Annotated in this window: 18 protein-coding genes and 1 tRNA gene; 12 read left to right on the top strand and 7 right to left on the bottom strand. The window is 62.6% G+C overall.

Annotated elements, in window-relative coordinates; genetic code table 11:
* Positions 1-5: 5 nt before the first annotated feature.
* Entirely contained in the window at positions 6-1,496 is a 1,491-nt protein-coding gene (locus ACODTA_RS15765; protein ID WP_489066910.1) for a class I adenylate-forming enzyme family protein, read from the bottom strand.
* Between the two features lie 806 nt (positions 1,497-2,302).
* Here ACODTA_RS15765 and ACODTA_RS15760 point away from each other — a divergent pair.
* From ACODTA_RS15760 to ACODTA_RS15735, 6 genes are all read left to right on the top strand, one after another.
* Complete coding sequence (locus ACODTA_RS15760) at positions 2,303-3,211, top strand: ArdC family protein (RefSeq protein ID WP_489066909.1); 909 nt, start codon at positions 2,303-2,305, stop codon at positions 3,209-3,211.
* On the top strand, positions 3,208-3,438 hold the full coding sequence (locus ACODTA_RS15755; protein ID WP_489066908.1) for a sigma factor-like helix-turn-helix DNA-binding protein: 231 nt from the start codon (positions 3,208-3,210) through the stop codon (positions 3,436-3,438). The genes ACODTA_RS15760 and ACODTA_RS15755 overlap by 4 nt, the downstream gene beginning before the upstream one ends.
* 105 nt (positions 3,439-3,543) lie before the next feature.
* Positions 3,544-4,470 (top strand): nucleotidyltransferase, encoded by a 927-nt coding sequence (locus ACODTA_RS15750; protein WP_489066907.1) that lies wholly within the window; start codon positions 3,544-3,546, stop codon positions 4,468-4,470.
* 78 nt (positions 4,471-4,548) lie between these two features.
* Positions 4,549-4,851, top strand: a complete 303-nt coding sequence (locus ACODTA_RS15745) for a hypothetical protein (RefSeq protein WP_489066906.1) — start codon at positions 4,549-4,551, stop codon at positions 4,849-4,851.
* The gene (locus ACODTA_RS15740; protein ID WP_489066905.1) at positions 4,848-5,978 is read left to right on the top strand and encodes a helix-turn-helix transcriptional regulator; all 1,131 of its coding nucleotides are present in this window, start codon (positions 4,848-4,850) and stop codon (positions 5,976-5,978) included. Before ACODTA_RS15745 ends, ACODTA_RS15740 begins: the two co-directional genes overlap by 4 nt.
* Entirely contained in the window at positions 5,956-6,486 is a 531-nt protein-coding gene (locus ACODTA_RS15735; protein WP_489066904.1) for a hypothetical protein, read from the top strand. The genes ACODTA_RS15740 and ACODTA_RS15735 overlap by 23 nt, the downstream gene beginning before the upstream one ends.
* A gap of 605 nt (positions 6,487-7,091) precedes the next feature.
* Here ACODTA_RS15735 and ACODTA_RS15730 read toward each other — a convergent pair.
* Positions 7,092-7,727, bottom strand: coding sequence for a hypothetical protein (locus ACODTA_RS15730; protein WP_489066903.1), 636 nt, complete (start codon positions 7,725-7,727; stop codon positions 7,092-7,094).
* A gap of 54 nt (positions 7,728-7,781) precedes the next feature.
* Entirely contained in the window at positions 7,782-8,075 is a 294-nt protein-coding gene (locus ACODTA_RS15725; protein ID WP_489066901.1) for a hypothetical protein, read from the bottom strand.
* Between the two features lie 377 nt (positions 8,076-8,452).
* Between ACODTA_RS15725 and ACODTA_RS15720 the strand changes: the two genes are divergently transcribed.
* Entirely contained in the window at positions 8,453-8,752 is a 300-nt protein-coding gene (locus tag ACODTA_RS15720) for a DUF736 domain-containing protein (protein ID WP_489066900.1), read from the top strand.
* A gap of 312 nt (positions 8,753-9,064) precedes the next feature.
* Here the strand turns inward: ACODTA_RS15720 and ACODTA_RS15715 are convergent, their stop codons facing one another.
* Positions 9,065-9,637: a hypothetical protein gene (locus tag ACODTA_RS15715; protein ID WP_489066899.1), complete on the bottom strand. Its 573-nt coding sequence runs from the start codon at positions 9,635-9,637 to the stop codon at positions 9,065-9,067.
* Positions 9,638-9,743: 106 nt separating this feature from the next.
* Between ACODTA_RS15715 and rlxS the strand changes: the two genes are divergently transcribed.
* The gene (rlxS, locus tag ACODTA_RS15710; RefSeq protein WP_489066898.1) at positions 9,744-11,693 is read left to right on the top strand and encodes a relaxase/mobilization nuclease RlxS; all 1,950 of its coding nucleotides are present in this window, start codon (positions 9,744-9,746) and stop codon (positions 11,691-11,693) included.
* A gap of 80 nt (positions 11,694-11,773) precedes the next feature.
* Positions 11,774-12,193 carry a CopG family transcriptional regulator gene (locus ACODTA_RS15705; RefSeq protein WP_489066897.1) on the top strand — a complete coding sequence of 140 codons (420 nt, stop codon included), beginning with the start codon at positions 11,774-11,776 and terminating at the stop codon, positions 12,191-12,193.
* A 371-nt stretch (positions 12,194-12,564) separates the two neighbouring features.
* Here ACODTA_RS15705 and ACODTA_RS15700 read toward each other — a convergent pair whose 3' ends face one another.
* The 3 genes from ACODTA_RS15700 to ACODTA_RS15690 form a co-directional block, all read right to left on the bottom strand.
* Positions 12,565-13,923 (bottom strand): tyrosine-type recombinase/integrase, encoded by a 1,359-nt coding sequence (locus tag ACODTA_RS15700; protein ID WP_489066896.1) that lies wholly within the window; start codon positions 13,921-13,923, stop codon positions 12,565-12,567.
* 159 nt (positions 13,924-14,082) lie between these two features.
* Positions 14,083-14,157, bottom strand: a tRNA-Gln gene (locus ACODTA_RS15695).
* An 84-nt stretch (positions 14,158-14,241) separates the two neighbouring features.
* Positions 14,242-15,336: a branched-chain amino acid aminotransferase gene (locus ACODTA_RS15690; protein WP_489066894.1), complete on the bottom strand. Its 1,095-nt coding sequence runs from the start codon at positions 15,334-15,336 to the stop codon at positions 14,242-14,244.
* A 72-nt stretch (positions 15,337-15,408) separates the two neighbouring features.
* Between ACODTA_RS15690 and ACODTA_RS15685 the strand changes: the two genes are divergently transcribed.
* From ACODTA_RS15685 to infA, 3 genes are all read left to right on the top strand, one after another.
* The gene (locus ACODTA_RS15685) at positions 15,409-15,906 is read left to right on the top strand and encodes a MarR family winged helix-turn-helix transcriptional regulator (protein ID WP_222991347.1); all 498 of its coding nucleotides are present in this window, start codon (positions 15,409-15,411) and stop codon (positions 15,904-15,906) included.
* A gap of 26 nt (positions 15,907-15,932) precedes the next feature.
* On the top strand, positions 15,933-16,766 hold the full coding sequence (locus tag ACODTA_RS15680) for an ATP-binding protein (RefSeq protein WP_489066893.1): 834 nt from the start codon (positions 15,933-15,935) through the stop codon (positions 16,764-16,766).
* Between the two features lie 108 nt (positions 16,767-16,874).
* The gene (gene infA / locus ACODTA_RS15675; protein ID WP_003049127.1) at positions 16,875-17,093 is read left to right on the top strand and encodes a translation initiation factor IF-1; all 219 of its coding nucleotides are present in this window, start codon (positions 16,875-16,877) and stop codon (positions 17,091-17,093) included.
* Positions 17,094-17,097 lie beyond the last annotated feature (4 nt).

Here is a 17,097-nt window from a genome sequence, read left to right as displayed (position 1 = left end):
GCGGCCTATCCCGGAAACAGGCGCTTCAGGGCGCCGAGATCGACCTTCATCGATGCGGTGCGCGGCAGTTCGTCGACGATACGGATGTGAGCGGGAACATAGGTCGCAGGCAGCAGTTCGCGCACGAAATCCCGCAACGCTTCGGGCGAAACTCCCTGTTCCTGTCCTCGTCGTAGCTGGATGGCGGCAGCGGGCACTTCGCCAAGACGCTGGTCTGGAATCCCCACAACGCCGGCCTCCAAAACTGCCGGATGCTTGGCCAGTGCCGCCGCTACGGTTTCCGGCAGGATCTTGAATCCCCCGCGCACGATCGCGCCATCACCCCGGCCCTCGTGGAAGATGAATCCGTCCTCATCGATCCGTGCAAGATCGGTGGTACGGATCCAATCGGGGCCGAGCGTGGGCACGATCGCTTCGAGATAGCCGGTTTCGCCCGTCGGCAATTCGGCGCCCGATATCGTATCGACGATGCGGATATGAATGCCGGGCAGCGGCTTGCCCATCGCGCCCATCTTGGCTGCACCATATTGACGATAAAGATCGAGCGACCAGCTGATCACGGTCCCGGCAAATTCCGTCGCGCCATAGGCCCATATCGTTGCGATGCCATAACGATCGAGCAGCGTCTGCTGCAGCGCCACCGGCATCGCAGCGCTGCCGCCGTAAAAAAAGGCGATGCTCGCCAGATCTTCGGGGGCGACCTGGGCGTCGACGATCATCTGTGCCACCGCGGGCGGCCCGGTGACATAGGCCGGGCGCAGCCGTCGGACGGCTTCCAGCCAGCTCTCCACATTGAACCGGTCGATCAGTGCCATGTAGCGGCCGACCATGACATTGCCGACGATATTGCCCATCGCGATGCCCGCGAATGACCAGGTGACGATGTCAGGCGGCGGCGTGCCCTCGGTCAGTCCGGCCCGGATGGTCTCGACCGAGCGCTGAAGCAAGCGGAAGGGGAACTGGATGCGTTTCGGCTTGCCGGTCGTGCCGCTGGAAAGCAATTCGAGCCCCGGCTCGGACGCTGAACGGCGATAATCGTCCCCCCGCGTGAAACCAGGGGAAGCGCCGAGCCGTTCGATCGTCATCGCGCCTGTGTCGAGCGCGATGCCGGCGGTGCCGCTGGACCCAAGTGCCTCGGCAGCTTCTGCCACCAAGTCGTCCCGCTCGGCGATGACCGCCGCGAACTTGGATTCAACGATGTCTGCCGCCAGCAGTTTGGGCGATTGCATCGCATAGATGCTGGTCAGTGGCCGTTCGGCAGCGACCAGCCCCAGTACCGCCGCCACATGCAGGGGCCGGTTGCGCATGATGAGCCCGACCGACGCATCCACCGGTACACCAGCCTGATCGAGTGTCGCGACGATCGCGCGGGCGAGTTTTGCCAGCGTACCCCGGCTCATCGTCGCGCCGAAATAATCGAGAACGATCTCGTCCGGATCGGCGTCGAGCCTATCGCGCAACTCGTGGATGAAGGGCTTCGTGGCGGTATTTGACATGATGTGACCTGGTCGCCAGTGCGTTGGTTAGGAATGGTGTCTGCGCTTCTGCCCCGCCCACCGCGCCCGAGCCAGCCTGCGCCTCCATCAAATTGTCCTTTTCACATTCTTGTTGAGATTCGTTGATTCCTCATATCCTGCACGGCGCGGATTTCCGGGTTAACATCTCAAAGATAAAGGAAAACTGCAGCAGTTTTTGCCAGTTGGGCGCAAACTGCTCTTAACGCGGCGAGTGCGGTTTGGTGCTGACAATCTCGCTAGCGAAGGTTAGCCACGCAGCCGGAGTGGCTAAGCTTCATTCTATGGGGCGCTTTCAGTCTGCACGAAATGCTTTCCACCTCGCGTGACTCATTCTTCGGAGCTGTTGGCGGACGTTGCGGGGTTTCGTGACTCAGCATGCTTAAGTGACGGTTTGGGAAACCGATCTCGGCTCGCCCGGTCGCTTGTGAGCGGCAGCCGAAATCCGCGGAAATCTGTCGATTGCTGGAGTTGTTCTCCCGATCTCTAGTCCGCCGATTTCTACCGGTCGCCACAAGTTTCACCACAGATAGAGCAAGCCGCGACATTTCGCGGTGATGGTCATCGCGCTGCGCGCGATGGCGTTGGCCTCCGGCATCGGTCTGGCGGGTGGGCGTCGCTGCCCTGTAGGCCCGTCGCGGCGTGCCGCAACCCCGGCTTTGCCGGGGTCCTCCACTCTGTTCCGGCCGTTCCGGTGCGGCCCACCTTCCTCGACGGGCCCGTCGGTTCGCTCCTGCCGCCCACCCGCCATTCCGGCGCCGGTTGCGGTGTTGAAGGAGTGAAGGGCCATGGAGACCGAACGCAACAATCGTCAGAGCATCTATGCCGAGGTGACCGCGCGCGTGATCGCGGAGCTGGAAGCGGGGCGGCTGCCCTGGGTGAAGCCATGGGATGATGCAGCTTGCGCCTGCGGCATGCCCGCCAATGCGGTATCGGGCCGGCGCTATTCGGGGATCAACATCCTGATCCTGTGGCATGCGGTGATGGAGAGGGGCCACGCGTCGCAGCGCTGGCTCACCTACGCCCAAGCCCAATCAGCGGGCGGCAATGTCCGGTGCGGCGAGAAGGGAGCGACCGTCTGCTATGCCGACCGGTTCACGCCGAAGACCGAACAGGAACGCGCCCGCGATGAGGATCGCGAAGCGCGGCAGGTCGCTTTCCTCAAGCGCTTTACGGTCTTCAATGTCGATCAGTGCGAAGGCCTGCCCGAAGCGCTGACCGGAGAGACGGCCCCGCCGCCCGAATGCGAGATCCTGCCCCAGGTGCAGGCGTTGATCGATAAGAGCGGCGCGGACTTCCGCATCGGCGGGAACGAAGCCTTCTACGCCCCGGCGCTCGATTTCGTGCAGGTGCCGCCGCAACGGGCCTTTGCCGAGCCGATCAACTGGCATCGCACCGCGCTTCACGAACTGGGCCACTGGACCGGGCATCGCAACCGGCTCGACCGCGATCAGTCGGGCGGCTTCGGCACACCTGCCTATGCGCGTGAGGAACTCGTGGCGGAGATGGCGAGCGCCTTTGCGTGTGCTGCACTCTCAATCACGCCCACCGTGCGGCATGCCGACTATATCGGCGCATGGCTCGATGTCCTGCGCGAGGATGAGCGCCATATCTTCCGTGCGGCCAGCCTTGCCAGCAAGGCGGCGGATTATCTGCTGGCTTTCGCACCCGGAAACGAGCCGGAGCGCATGTCATGACCGCGCGGGGCAAGCATTCGTACACCGAGATCGAACGGATCAAGCGCATGCGTCGAGCCATCGAGGCGATGGAGCCGGACCACCGGGCGATCTTCGAGCGCATCCGGTTTCAGGACATGGATTATGCCCGGATTGCCAGCGAACTTGGCATCACCATCGACGAAGTCGAGCGCGGCTTTGCGCTGGCGCTTGCGCATATCGATCGGATTTTCCAGCGCGATCCCTGAAAATCGCGGCGGCGCCGCCCTCCCTAACATTAGGGATGGCAGCGCCATTATGGATGCGCTCAGTCTTGCCAAAGACTCCCATGTCCGTGAGAAGCGGAAGCACCGATGCGTAGCGATCTTTCCCATCTGCCGGCGGCTAAGCAGCGCGACCTCGAGCGTGTGCTCGCGATCCTGTTCGAGGAATTCGAGGACGCGACTGGCGCGGGCACCAAGGACTGGAAGAAGAAGGGGCGGATCCTCAAGGTCATCCTCTATGGCAGCTATGCCCGCGGCGGCTGGGTCGACGAGCCGCATACCGCCAAGGGCTATCAGTCGGATTTCGACCTGCTGATCATCGTCTCCGACAAGCGCCTCACCGATCCGGTGAAGTTCTGGGAGAAGGCCGAGGAGCGGCTGACCCGCGAGTTCGGGATCACGAAGACGATCAGGACGCCGGTCAATTTCATCGTCCATACCCTGCAGGAAGTGAATGACGGGCTGGCGCATGGCCGCTATTTCTTCATGGATATCGCCCGCGACGGGATCGCGCTCTATGAGAGCGACGACAGCGACCTGCACACGCCCAAGCCCAAGACGCCCGAGCAGGCACTGACGCTGGCGAAGGAATATTTTGAGGAGTGGCATCCGAGCGCCTTGCGCGCGCACATTAATTTCCAGGATGACCTTGCTCGAGGATGGTTGAAAGACGCTGCTTTTACGCTCCATCAAGCCACTGAGCGGCTCTACCACTGTATCCTGCTGGTCTGCACCTTCTACACGCCCCATGTGCATAATCTGGGTTTCTTGCGCACCCAGGCCGAGCGGCTCGACCTGCGCCTTGTGCATGCCTGGCCGCGCGAGCAGCGCCGTGAGCGCGCCATGTTCGAGAAGCTCAAGGATGCTTATGTGAAGGCGCGCTACTCCAAGCACTATCGCATCGCGAACGAGGAACTGGCGTGGCTCGGCGCGCGCGTCGAGGAATTGGGTGCAATCGTCCACACCATTTGCAGCGAGCGGATAGCCGAACTGGAGCAGGCGGTGGAGCGGAAGTGAAGCGTGCCGATTGAACTTAACGACTTGCGTTAAGTTGTGATGTTGACTCATTTCCAACAGCCACTATGCATGATGGCGATGGACATCGAATTCGCAGATGCGCGCTTGGCGCTGATCGAAACCGACGCCGCAGCCGACGCGCGGTTGCCGGTGGCCGTAATCCAAGCCGCTCGGCAGCGGCTCAGCATCATTCGCGCTGCGCCCGACATGCGTACGCTGAACAATTGGAAAAGCCTGGGACTCAGGCCGCGTCCCGAGTCCACGGACCATTTCGTAGCGTTGTCGCCCCAATGGGCGATGGCGATCAAAATCACAGAAAAGAACAGCATCATGACGGTGATCGTAACGGCCATGGAAGAGCAGCTGCGGGGGGCGGCATGACTGGGAAAAGCAATCTGGTGGCGGTAGAGCCGCCCGGCACCTTCATTAAATTGGAGCTTGAGGCACGCGGCTGGTCGCAACGAGACCTAGCGTTCATCCTTGGTCAGACAGAGCAGCAGCTTAACCCGCTCCTATCGGGCAAGCGTGGCATCACGCCCGATATGGCGCGCTTGCTGGGCGAGGCGTTCGATGTCTCGCCTCACTTTTTCCTGAACCTGCAAGGCAGCTACGACTTGCAAAATTCCAGGGATCCGGATCCTGCAGTGAGAACTCGCGCAGAGCTTCAGGCCCAATATCCGGTGCGCGATATGATCCGTCGCGGCTGGATACAGGACGGGGAGGCCTCGCTGCTTCAACTCCAGATGAACCGCTTCTTCGAAGCGGCCAATGACGATACGCCCGGCGACGTCGCATTCGCCGCCAAGCGCACCCATTGTCATGAGACGCCCCCGAACCAGCGCGCCTGGATCTATAGGGTGCGCCAGCTCGCCAAGCAGATGGAGGTCCCGCCCTTCTCCCCCGAGAAGCTGCGCGCGCTCCTGCCCAAGTTGCGCAGCTTGATGGTCGATCCCGAATCGATCAGTTCGGTCCCCGCGCTGCTCGCGGCGTGTGGTGTCCGCTTCGTGGTTGTCGAGATCCTTCCCAATGCGAAAATCAGTGGCGTCTGCACTTGGCTGGATGACGAGACGCCGGTGATCGGCATGTCGACGCTTTACGACCGGCTGGACAATTTCTGGTTCGTGCTTCGCCACGAGCTCGAGCATGTGCTCCAGGGACATGGCAAGGACTCGATCGGCATGATCGATCATCTCGCCGGCGAAGGTACCAAAGATGCGAACGGTAGCGCCGAACAGGAGAATATCGCCGACACCGAGGCGGCCGATTTTTGCGTACCGGCAACAAAGATGGCGTCATTCTATGCCCGCAAGCACCCGTATTTCTCGGAGCGCGACGTGCTGGGCTTCGCGGCACTGATGGCCGTCCACCCCGGCATCGTGGTGGGTCAACTCCAGAAGCGGATGAAGCGGTTCGATTTCTTGCGCAAATATCAGGTCCCGATCCGGCGATATCTCCTCAAGGAAGCTGTCGCCGACGGTTGGGGCAATGTGGCGGACGCACAACTTTAACGAAAGCGGGATTGCAGCAGTGGCGACCTACAGTGAACAGATGCAGGCGATCTTCGATCGCTATACCGAGGAGGTGAGCACCGACCCCGTCTCGCTGGACGAGGTGGCGGCTTGGGCGATCGAACAGGGACTCTACCGTCCCGCGCCGCGTGATATCGTCAAGATTTGCCGTGACGCTCTGGCCGACAGTCTTCGCCAGGAACGGCGGGTCGATGCGGCGGGACGAAAATATCGCGCCAAGCATTCGGTGCGCAGCTGGGTGGGAGGGCAACAATTCAGCCTGTGGGCGGATATCGACACGGCCCCGCGCTCATTCCTTGAGAAATCGTTCAGCCAGCGTCGCAAGGCGATCGTGGATGACTGTTTCCAGATCAAGCAGGATGTCGACCACTTCAATAGCGAGCATCCGGAGGAAGAGCCCATCCAGATGATCCTCGATTTCAGCGAGGATGTCGCCGAGATGGAAGCCGCCGCAAATCGCGATCCGGGCGAAGAAGACGCGGCATGATCGATGCGATGGCCAAGGCCGGTATGACCGGGGCCACCTGGGATACACCGGACCTGCGCGACGCTGGTCCCCGGACGGCTCATGCGTCGATAGGAAGAAGCTGAAATGAAAAAAGGGCGCGGACGGGCCGCGCCCTTTGAAGGTTCCTCGTACGTCTCGCGGCCCGCGTGCGGGAATGCGATCCATCCCAAGGGTAAGCACCGTGCGCATAGCACGGCTTTGGTTGGACGCAAATGAATGGGCCGCACCAACCGGGGACTCAGTTGCCCCGATCAAGGAGCATGGACTCATGTCCAGGGAAAAAGCGCCGGTGCAGATTTCGCACCGGAATTCGGAAACTCGCCGGTTCGTAACGCAGCGTTATGCGGAACGGCATCCGGCGACCACCGAACGCGAACGGATCAAGCATTCGAAGTAATACATTCTGGCCGGCGCCCTGACGGGTGTCGGCCTTTTTCTCCGCCACAGTGCCCCGCATACCTTGACTGATTCTATCCAGAGATGTGGTGACGGGAGCCGTTGCATATCAAGTCAGGACGGAGCTGATTCAGGCCGCCGACAGGTTGTAGAAAGCCCATCCGGGCCCGACACGAAGCAAATCGGAATCAGTCGTCCAAAGTTTGCAGCGTGTCGTAATAAAGTTTGAGCGCTTCTTCATCCCCACCTTTTAACTTGTCGACCAACGCGCGGGCGGCCCGATTCCATCGCACGATTTCGACATTGGCGGCAGACATGCCGTCCACTACGGTTCCGAAGAGCCAGAAGAAGCCAGATTTGGCTATACCCAGATCGACGGTCTCAATCGCGAGATCGCTTGCCGATTTTGGATGGGTCAGCCGATTGCGAATGACGATCGCCTGTTTCAGGTCGGACCAGCCTGTCTGACCAAAATCGACATCGAAGCCCGGACACGCTTCTTGCGCGATCTTCGTGGTCAAGCGGATCATCGTCGTCAGGGGAACGAACTTGATCTGCTCGACCAGACCGCCGCTCTCTCCAACCATGTAGGTCTTCTCTTGCAGGGCAAAGTCTGCGAGCGGTGTGAGGCTGTCCAGGTGGCGAGCAGCACTTCTAACATGCTCGCGATATAGCCATACAAGTCCCTCGATCGCCGCAAAAGTAGTCCGGATCGCTTCACGGCGATGCCTCGGCGTGTCGTCCTGCTCGGCGCGTCCCCATGCATGGTCGACATCTTCAACGAGTGTTTTGAGGAAACCCTGGGTAAGTGATCGATCATTCATGACATGATCGTATCGTAGGTCGGCGTACTTTGCCTTTGAAATAGTGTCACCTGCTCAACCGCTGGCGTGGTCGCGGATCCTGCGCAGAAAGTGAACCCGCCACAGATCGAGCAGGTCATCAGCCTGCGGACCCGCTCCCGCCTCAATCGTGACGCTCGCAGTGTCCTGCGCATGCACCGTGAACGGATTGGGACCACCCAGGCGGAGCCTGTCCACGGCCAGTCCGTCCCGTCTGAGCGCTGCCTTGGCGGCGTCATCAAAGGCGAGATCCGCCCAGATCTCGGCGGTCAGCCGATCGATTTCAGACGGCTCGAGCGAACCCTGCTCGAACACGAAATGCGCGCTCATTCTTCCCCATCACCCTGTTATCCGCCGGGAGGCGTTTGATCTCGATATCCGGCGCAACGCCATCGTTATCGATCCCTCCGGCGATGCGCAATCACCAGGTGCGGCCCCTGCCTGGCAGAGACCCTCCTTGCCTGTCCGAGTCACCCACGGGCCTCTCCTGACAGCGGGTCTGGCGCCCTACTTCCTGTGCCTGCAACGGCATGTGCCGGCCTTCTTCCTCGGCGCTGCGCGCCTTCCTCGCGAGGCAAGAAGCCCGACCCATGCCGTCCTCCGCTGCGCTTCGGTCTCGCTGGGATGCAGGCCGTCCGTCCGTCTCCTCACGACCGCTTGTCGAGGCCGCGCTGGGCGGCTTCGCGACACACAAAGAAGATGATGACATGGCACAGATCGGCACCTTCACCCGCGACGAGACCGGCGTCTTCAGCGGTACGATCCGGACCCTTACGCTCAACGTCAAGGCCACGATCCGGCCTTCGGCCAGAGACAATGACAAGGCGCCCGACTATCGCGTCTTTGCCGGCGCCGTCGAGATCGGTGCGGGCTGGAGCCGGGCCGCACGCGAGACCGGCGCCGAATATCTCTCGATGAAGCTCGACGATCCGTCGTTGCCCGCACCGATCTACGCCTCGCTGGTGCAGGGCGAGGATGGCGAGAACAGGCTCATCTGGTCACGCTGAACCTTCGGCTGCGGCGCCTGCCAGGCACCGCAGCCCTTACTCACCGTCGAGCTGTCGCCGCTCCGACAGGCGGATCACGCCATGGGCCGGCGCGGGTGGGGGCACGTCACGGCAAGGCCCAGCATGATGGTCGCCGGGCCGGTTCTCAAGGCCGGCGGCCCCTCCAATCTGCTGGCGCAAATCGGTTCCTCCGCCGCCGCTCACGCGGCGCTTGCTGCGGCCCTGACAACCCGCCCGGCGACCATCTCCGGACATCTGTCCTCGATCCTGGTGACATGGATCTGGAGGATGTCATGACTCTGTTCAGCACGATCAAAACCCCTTCGTGGGACGCCTATCCGGCGCTGGTCGCAGGCCTCGAAAACGCAGTTCGAATGTATCGAAATCGATGCGGTTGCGGTGCATTTTGTCGATGCTGAAGCCGCCGATTTCAATTGGCAAAGCCGCATCGACGAACGTCATCTCGGCGCATTTGAAAGCGATTTTGACGAAGATCCGGTGCTCGATTGTATCGCGATTGTCGGGCGGTTCCGGGGCGCCTGGTTCACCGCAATCTGCATCGTGGACGGCGACGGGGATGTCCATTGGATGCAGCACCTCGAACGGATGAAGACGCAGGACGCGGCGTTGGCGGCGTTCATCCTGGTCCGGTGAAAGTGCCTGTATTGGGGAGCGGCGCCGGTTGACGCTGCTCCCCTTTCTTCGGTCGCGGTGGTCAGGCGGGAAGAGAGAATGGCGGGGGGATAGGGTGTCAGGACGCTGAAAATCGGATGGCAAGATTGAAAGGCCTGCCTCCACATGTGGCGGCAGGCAAGGTCTGCACAGCGTTTGCGGGGGAGGCATGTTTTGGCGCTTGCCTCCATCAATGTTGGTGAAGTGGCGCAAAGCCAGGATTCGCCGGGGCTTGCAGAGGATCGGCGATGGAGGCCCTTGAACCAGGGCCCGGAACTGCCCTCATCGGCCTGATCACCAGCCTTGTTGGATGCGGATCATGGCCAATGACGAGTTCGACCTGTGGCTTGGCCGGATCGGTCACGACCGGCCGCTGGCGCATCGCCTGCGCGCCGGCATCAACCGCGCGGGCGGTGCGCGTTCGGGCAGGCGCAGCAGCTTTACCGGCGCGCGGGTCGGCCGCGGTTCGGGCATCGGCCGGTTGCTCTCCGCGCGCGATCGCCATGCCGGCTTTCGTGGCCGCCGCGTGGTGGTCAAGACGCGCATCGTCCGGCTCGGCGGCAAAGGGCTTGGCGCGGCCCGTGCGCACCTGCGCTATCTCCAGCGCGACGGCACTACACGCGATGGCGAGCGCGGCACGCTTTACGGGCCCGATCACGACGTCGCCGACGGCAAGGTGTTCCTCCAACACGGGCAGGGCGATCGCCATCAGTTCCGCTTCATCGTGGCACCCGAGGACGGCGCTGAATATGAGGACCTCAAACCCCTTGTCCGCCGGCTGATGCAACAGGCCGAACAGGATCTGGGAACCAGGCTCGACTGGGTGGCGGTTGATCACTTCAACACCGGCCATCCCCACAGCCACGTCATCGTCCGGGGAAAGGATGATCGCGGCAAGGATCTCGTCGTCGCCCGTGACTATCTGACCCATGGCCTGCGCGAGCGCGCGACCGAACTGGTCGATCTCGACCTGGGCCCGCGCAGCGATGCCGAGATCCTGCGCAGTCGCACCCGCGAGATCGACCAGAAACGCTTCACCGGCCTCGACCGGAGACTGATGCATTCGATCGATGCGGAGGGTATCGTCTGGGCTGCGCACCGCGACAGCATCGAGCAGAGCCTGCGCGCCGGGCGGCTACAGACGCTGGGACAGATGGGGCTGGCGCAGGAGATCGCGCCGGGCGCCTGGGCGCTCGATCCGGACATCGAGTTGATCCTGCGCCGCATGGGCACGCGCGGTGATATCATCCGGACCATGCAGCAGGCGATGCGCGAGCATCTGCCCGAGCGCGCACCCGTCGATCATGCGATCTATGATCCGGCAAACGGAACCGCGGCGCCGATCGTCGGGCGCGTCGTGGCGCGGGGGCTGTCTGACGAACATGCCGACCGGCAGTTCGTCATCATCGACGCGCTCGATGGTCGGAGCCATTATGTCGATATCGGCACTCATGGTGACGACATCCCCACAGGCGGTATCGTTCGGGTCTCACCGCGACCGGTCAGGGTGCACAGCTTCGACCGCACCGTCGCCGAGATCGCCGCCGCCAATGGCGGACGCTATTCGGTCGATGCGCATCTGATGCACGACCCACAGGCGACGGAGGCTTTTGCCGAGAAGCATCAGCACCGGCTCGAAGCGATCCGGCGCATGACCGGCGGTGTTGTCCGCGAGCAGGATGGCAGCTGGGTGATCGACCCTGATCATCTCGAGCGGGCCGGAGCTTATGAACAGGCGCTCGCGGCACGCGACCCAGTGATGGTCGAGACGCTCTCTGTCCGCCCACTCCAAGCCCTTCCCAAGTATGATGGCGCGACCTGGCTCGATCGCGAACTGATAGCTGATCGGCCGGAGCCGTTGGGACGGGGCTTTGGCGCCGCTGTCCGCAAGGCGCTCGCCGTGCGCCAGCAATGGCTGGTCGAGCAGCAGCTCGCCGAGATCGATGGCGATATGATCCGTTACCGCGGCACCATGACCGCACAGCTCCAGCAGCGCGAGCTGCGGCGGGTTGCCGCTGCATTGCAGAAGGAGCTGGGTCGAGACTTCGTTGCCAGCCAGTCAGACGATCACATCGAGGGGCAGCTCACGCGCGCGGTGCAGGTCGGAGACCGCAAGTTCGCGCTGGTCGAGAAGTCCCATGAGTTCACGCTCGTGCCCTGGCGGCCGGTGCTCGAGCGCGCGATCGGCAAGCAGGTCTCCGGGCTGATGCGTGAGAGTGGCATCGACTGGACGATCGGGCGCAGCCGCGGCCCAAGCATCGGCATGTAGCGTTCACTGTGCTTGGTGGCGCGTCGTGGTGCACTAGACGTGTACTGTTGGCCTCAGCGGTGACGTGACATCCTGGCCCCATGAAGACCAGCAAGATCCGGCATCAATTCTACCTTCCCGCCGAGCTTTCGGCGAAGCTCGATGCGCTTGCGGCAAAACCCGGCGCTTCCAAGACATCGATCCTGACCGATGCGCTCAAGGGATGGATCGAGCGGCGTGGTCAGCACGAACTCGACACGCGGTTCGGGCCCCGGCTCGACCGGCAGAGCCGCGTCTCAGAGCGGATCGAGCGTAAGCTCGACATGGCGACCGAGCTGCTCGGCGTGTTTGTCCAGCACCAGTTGACCCTGGTAGCGCACCAGCCGCAGTTCGATGCAGAGACCGGCAGGCTCGGGCAGGAGCGCTACCAGCGGCTGCTCGCCATCGTCGAGCGCCGGGTCGCGAAAGGGGAGGGCATAGCGCGGGTCACCAGCAAGGCTATTCCAAGAGACACGTCATGAGCACGGACGAAAAGGATCGACCGATCGCGTCTCGGATCAGCCGAGCACAGCCTGGGATCTCGCCCCATGCAGCGTCCGGCTTTGTCACTGTCGAGGAGTTTGCTCAGCTCGCGCGATTGTCCAGGCGGCAGATCGATCGCTTGCGAAAGCGGCGACCGCCTGGATTTCCGCGTGAATACGAGCTGGGCAGTGGCAAAAGCAGGTTTCGAAGCTGTCCCCGTTTCAAGCGCCGTGAAGTTGATGCTTGGCTGGATTCCCGCGCACTATGGTAGCCACAGCGGAAGAGCATTTTGATCCTGCGTTGTAGCTCGGGGTAATAGCCGCGCGCGGGCTTCGCAAAGCGCGAAGGCTTCAATCTGCGCAGTGGGCGGCTATTCGCGATGTCCTCCGCGCATATGGGAAATGCTGAAATTAATGCGTCCCGGGCTTCCGGTGCCCAGGGTTGGGCAATAGCTGAAAGAAAAGTTCTTCTCGTTCTTAATGGTTCGGGCGTTTGGAACGCCGAGCCGGTCAGCCACTCCTGCGCGCTCGGCTATGGCAATGATCTCCTGTTCCCATTTCAGGAACCAGGCCGCCTTCTCTTCTTCCAGCGCATAGCCATCGTAAATGCGCTCCATGCCGGATCGCAGGTGATTCATCATTGCTTCGGCTGTCTCGAAATCGACCTTGAGGCGCTTGGTGTTGCTGCGTGCGGTCCGGCGCAGATCGTGCGGCGTGAAACGCTCTATCGGGTAGCCGGCGATCTCGGCCATGCGTGCCAGGACCCGATCCCTGGCCTTGTACCAGACCGAGTTGTTTCGCGGCCCGTCAGCCCGTGGTGCTGGAAAGACCCATTCATGGTTGCTGATCATCAACGCGCGTCCCCAAGGGCCGAGTGCAATGCTGTGTGCCGAGGAATTCTTTACGCGTGCGCTCGGTATGGTCCACACGCCGTTCACGAGCTCGCTGCTTTTGGCGCGAACGACTTCGGAGATGCGCGCTGCCGTCAACAGCCACAGCAACATTCCGCGCTGGAAGTCCCGCTCTTCGTCCACAAGCGCCCTCAGGAACCATTCCAGTTCGTTCAGGCCGAGCGTTCGGGACCTAGCCGTTTCAGGGAACTTCAGATCACCTAGGCGTCGTGACGGGTCAGTCTCTAGCCCGACCTCAAGGCCCCGCAACGATGCCGCCCATCCGAAGAAAACCTTCAACTCGGCGGCGAGGCGATTCGCCCGAACCCGCGCGATCTTGCCTTTGGCCTCCACGAGTTTGATCAGATCGACTTCGGTGATCTCGTACACGCTTCGCTTGCCAAGCTTGGGCGCGATATCGCGTGTATAAATTTCGAGCTTGTCGTGGATCGTCCGGGGCTTGTTCGGTCGTTTTGCGCGCGATGAGCGACCTTGCTGCACGGCGACCATGTAGAGCTCGTGTGCGCGAGCGACCGTCATCTCCGCCCGTTCCTTCTCTGCTCGCAATGCTTCGCGCGGGTCGATACCGCCCTCGACCATCTCGTTGAGGCCACGCGCCCATTCGCGCGCATCTGCAATGGTTTGAGATGGGAAGGAACTGCCGAATAGCGTCGCGACGACTTTCTGGCCGGCGACCTGCCGACGATACATCCAGCGCTTTTTTCCTGACGCCAATGCTTCGATCGCCAGGCCTGGCGTCAGCAGGTCCCAAATCCTGACAGATTTTATCGCGTCGATGATCACAGGCGTCAGGACAACCTTCTTGTTTTTCACACTCATAACCGACTCCGGTCGGCTCCCGAGCGCATGAAATCATAACAGAAATCCTGACAGAATAGCCGTCAAACCCGGTCTAGCTGAGGCTAGCCGGGTCTACCTGTTGGCGTGTCGGATTTTGCCATAACTCATTGCGCTGGAACCGAATCTCGAGGACTCGGTTGGCTGGGGCGGCAGGATTCGAACCTGCGAATGCCGGTACCAAAAACCGGTGCCTTACCACTTGGCGACGCCCCAGCAGAAGCGAGCGGCTGCCTTAGTGCGCTGCCCCGCGGCTGAAAAGGGGGTTTGGCATTTGCCTCGCCCCCTTTTTTATCAGGCTCAGATAACCTGCTTCACCCAACCATAGGGATCGGGCGCCTTGCCGCGCTGGATGTCGACCAGCATCGAGCGGATGCGCTGGGTGAGCGGGCCGGCGGACTGGCCGCCGATCGTGAACTTGCCCTCCGCGCTCGCGACGCTGCCGATCGGCGTCACCACCGCCGCGGTGCCACAGGCGAAGGCTTCGGTCAGGCGTCCGCTCTTGGCGTCGGCCTCCCATTGCTCGATCGAGTAGAGTTCCTCGCGCACCGTGATGCCCTGTGCGCGGGCGAGCGTCAGGATCGAATCACGAGTGATGCCGGGCAGGATGGTGCCCAGTGGCGGGGTGAGCATCGATCCGTCATCGAAGACGAAGAACACGTTCATGCCGCCGAGTTCCTCGATCCAGCGACGCTCGACCGCGTCGAGGAACACCACCTGGTCGCAACCGTTGCGGATCGCCTCGGCCTGGGCGACGAGGCTGGCCGCATAATTGCCGCCGCACTTCGCCGCACCGGTGCCGCCAGGCGCGGCGCGCGTATATTCGCGCGTGACCCACAGCGAAACCGCCGGGGTGCTGCCCTTGAAATAGGCGCCGACCGACGAGGCGAGCACCATGTAGAGATATTGCGAAGAGGGCTTCACGCCCAGGAACACTTCGCTCGCGATCATGAAGGGACGCAGATAGAGCGCGCCGTCCTCGCCCTGCGGGATCCAGCCCGAATCGGCGCGGACCAGTGCGTCGATCGATTCGAGGAAGAGTTCCTCCGGGATCGACGGCATCGCCAGCCGGCGCGCCGAATCGTTGAAGCGGCGCGCATTGGCTTCGGGCCGGAACAGCGCGGCGCCGCCGTCGGGGCGGCTATAGGCCTTCAGGCCTTCGAAAATTTCCTGCGCATAGTGGAGCACCGAAGACGCCGGATCCATCGTCACCGATCCGCGCGGCGCGATTCGCGCCGAATGCCAGCCTTCGCCCTCATTATATTCCACGATCGCCATGTGATCCGTGAAAACCTTGCCGAATCCGGGATCGACCAACAGCTTCGCGCGATCTTCGATCGCGAGCGGGGTGGGATTGGGTTCGAACGCGAAAGTGGATAGGGAGGCTGACGACATGATATTTCCTCTCGGTTTTGGCGGGTGCGCTCGCCTTGCGGGGGACTAGGGACTAAGGATAAATACGTCAATATGGCTGTCCCAAACGCGACTGCTGCTTCGCCGCTTTTTCTGCGCGAACCCGAGATTCGTCGGGGCGTCGAACTGCTGTATTTCGGCTATAGCCACATGACCCGCGCGATCGATGATGAGCTCGGCCTTCAGGGGCTCGGCCGCGCGCATCATCGGGCGCTGTATTTCATCGCGCGCCAGCCGGACCTGACGGTCAGCGAATTGCTGAAGCTGCTGGCGATCACTAAACAGTCGCTGGGGCGCGTACTCAACGAGCTCTCGGCGCGCGGGCTCGTCGAGCAGCGGACGGGCACCAGCGACCGGCGCCAGCGCCTGCTGCGACTGACCGCCGAGGGCGCCGCACTGGAAGCGCGGCTGTTCGAGGCGCTGCGCGAGAAGGTCTCGGCCGCTTATGCCCAGGCGGGGCAGGGGGCTGTCGCCGGCTTCTGGACGGTGCTGGAGGGATTGATTCCCGAAAGCGAGCGCGGCCGCGTCGTTGCGCTCCAGCGCGAACGCTAAGATCCTTCTTTCCTGTCGAGACTGTCATGACCGAATCCTCCAGCGACCTTGCCCGCATCGCCGCAGCACTTGAGCGGCTTGCTCCGCCCCCGTCGGCGTCCGCCGATCCCGCCGCGCATCCCGCCTATGTCTGGCGCGACGGGGCCTTGGCCGCCGCGCGGGCCTTCGCGCCGCTGCCGCTGGCGCTGCTCACGGGCATCGACGCGCAAAAGGGCGCGGTGCTTGAAAATACGCGCCGTCTCGCATCCGGTCATGCCGCGCACGACGTACTCCTCTGGGGATCGCGCGGCATGGGCAAGTCCGCCTTGGTCAAGAGCGTGGTCGGCGCGCTGCGCGACGAGGGCGCCGATCTGGCGCTGATCGAGGTGGCGGGCGATCGCATCGGCACCTTGCCCGCCCTGTTCGGCGCGATCGCGAATGTGCCGCGCGCCTTCGCGATCTTCATCGACGATCTGGGTTTCGAGGATGCCGGCGGTGCTGACCCGCGCGTGCTGCGCTCGTTGCTGGAGGGCGGCGCGGAAGCACGGCCGGCCAATGCCCGGCTCCACGTCACTTCGAACCGCCGCCATATCGTCTCGCGCGCGATGGAAGAGCAGCAGAGCGCGATCAATCCGCGCGACGTGGTGGACGACCGGCTGGCGCTGGCGGATCGGTTTGGGCTCAATCTCGGCTTCCACAATTGCGACCAGGATACCTATCTCTCCATGGTCGGCGCCTATGCCGATCGCCACGGGCTGGTGTTCGATGCCGCCGATGCCTTGCTCTGGGCGCAGCAGCGCGGCAGCCGCTCCGGCCGGATCGCCTGGCAATATGCGGTCGAGCTTGCCGGGCGGGCAGGCAAGTCGCTGAACGGCGATTGAAAACCGCCATCACGGTGGTCAAAATGACGAAGATATGACCGCGCTTTCCTTTGGCGCGCTTTGGCGCTAAGGCGGCGCGAATTTTCCCGATTATACCTAAGAGAGTGCATGGCGAAGGAAGAACTTCTGGAAATGCGCGGGCAGGTGGTGGAGCTTCTCCCCAATGCCATGTTCCGCGTCCGGCTCGAGAATGATCATGAGATTCTCGGCCACACCGCCGGCAAGATGCGCAAGAACCGCATCCGCGTGCTCGTGGGCGACGAGGTGCTCGTCGAACTCACGCCTTACGACCTGACCAAGGGTCGGATCACCTACCGCTTTAAATAAGGGC

The sequence above is a fragment of the Sphingomonas sp. FG14 genome, from assembly GCF_057809675.1.
Note: the sequence above shows the minus strand (reverse complement) of the source record. Positions and strands in the feature narration are given on the sequence as shown.

Coding starts and splice junctions, on each gene's coding strand:
- ACODTA_RS15765 (WP_489066910.1), bottom strand. CDS start 1,496: ATGTCAAATACCGCCACGAAGCCCTTCATCCACGAGTTGCGCGATAGG.
- ACODTA_RS15760 (WP_489066909.1), top strand. CDS start 2,303: ATGGAGACCGAACGCAACAATCGTCAGAGCATCTATGCCGAGGTGACC.
- ACODTA_RS15755 (WP_489066908.1), top strand. CDS start 3,208: ATGACCGCGCGGGGCAAGCATTCGTACACCGAGATCGAACGGATCAAG.
- ACODTA_RS15750 (WP_489066907.1), top strand. CDS start 3,544: ATGCGTAGCGATCTTTCCCATCTGCCGGCGGCTAAGCAGCGCGACCTC.
- ACODTA_RS15745 (WP_489066906.1), top strand. CDS start 4,549: ATGGACATCGAATTCGCAGATGCGCGCTTGGCGCTGATCGAAACCGAC.
- ACODTA_RS15740 (WP_489066905.1), top strand. CDS start 4,848: ATGACTGGGAAAAGCAATCTGGTGGCGGTAGAGCCGCCCGGCACCTTC.
- ACODTA_RS15735 (WP_489066904.1), top strand. CDS start 5,956: ATGTGGCGGACGCACAACTTTAACGAAAGCGGGATTGCAGCAGTGGCG.
- ACODTA_RS15730 (WP_489066903.1), bottom strand. CDS start 7,727: ATGAATGATCGATCACTTACCCAGGGTTTCCTCAAAACACTCGTTGAA.
- ACODTA_RS15725 (WP_489066901.1), bottom strand. CDS start 8,075: ATGAGCGCGCATTTCGTGTTCGAGCAGGGTTCGCTCGAGCCGTCTGAA.
- ACODTA_RS15720 (WP_489066900.1), top strand. CDS start 8,453: ATGGCACAGATCGGCACCTTCACCCGCGACGAGACCGGCGTCTTCAGC.
- rlxS (WP_489066898.1), top strand. CDS start 9,744: ATGGCCAATGACGAGTTCGACCTGTGGCTTGGCCGGATCGGTCACGAC.
- ACODTA_RS15705 (WP_489066897.1), top strand. CDS start 11,774: ATGAAGACCAGCAAGATCCGGCATCAATTCTACCTTCCCGCCGAGCTT.
- ACODTA_RS15700 (WP_489066896.1), bottom strand. CDS start 13,923: ATGAGTGTGAAAAACAAGAAGGTTGTCCTGACGCCTGTGATCATCGAC.
- ACODTA_RS15690 (WP_489066894.1), bottom strand. CDS start 15,336: ATGTCGTCAGCCTCCCTATCCACTTTCGCGTTCGAACCCAATCCCACC.
- ACODTA_RS15685 (WP_222991347.1), top strand. CDS start 15,409: ATGGCTGTCCCAAACGCGACTGCTGCTTCGCCGCTTTTTCTGCGCGAA.
- ACODTA_RS15680 (WP_489066893.1), top strand. CDS start 15,933: ATGACCGAATCCTCCAGCGACCTTGCCCGCATCGCCGCAGCACTTGAG.
- infA (WP_003049127.1), top strand. CDS start 16,875: ATGGCGAAGGAAGAACTTCTGGAAATGCGCGGGCAGGTGGTGGAGCTT.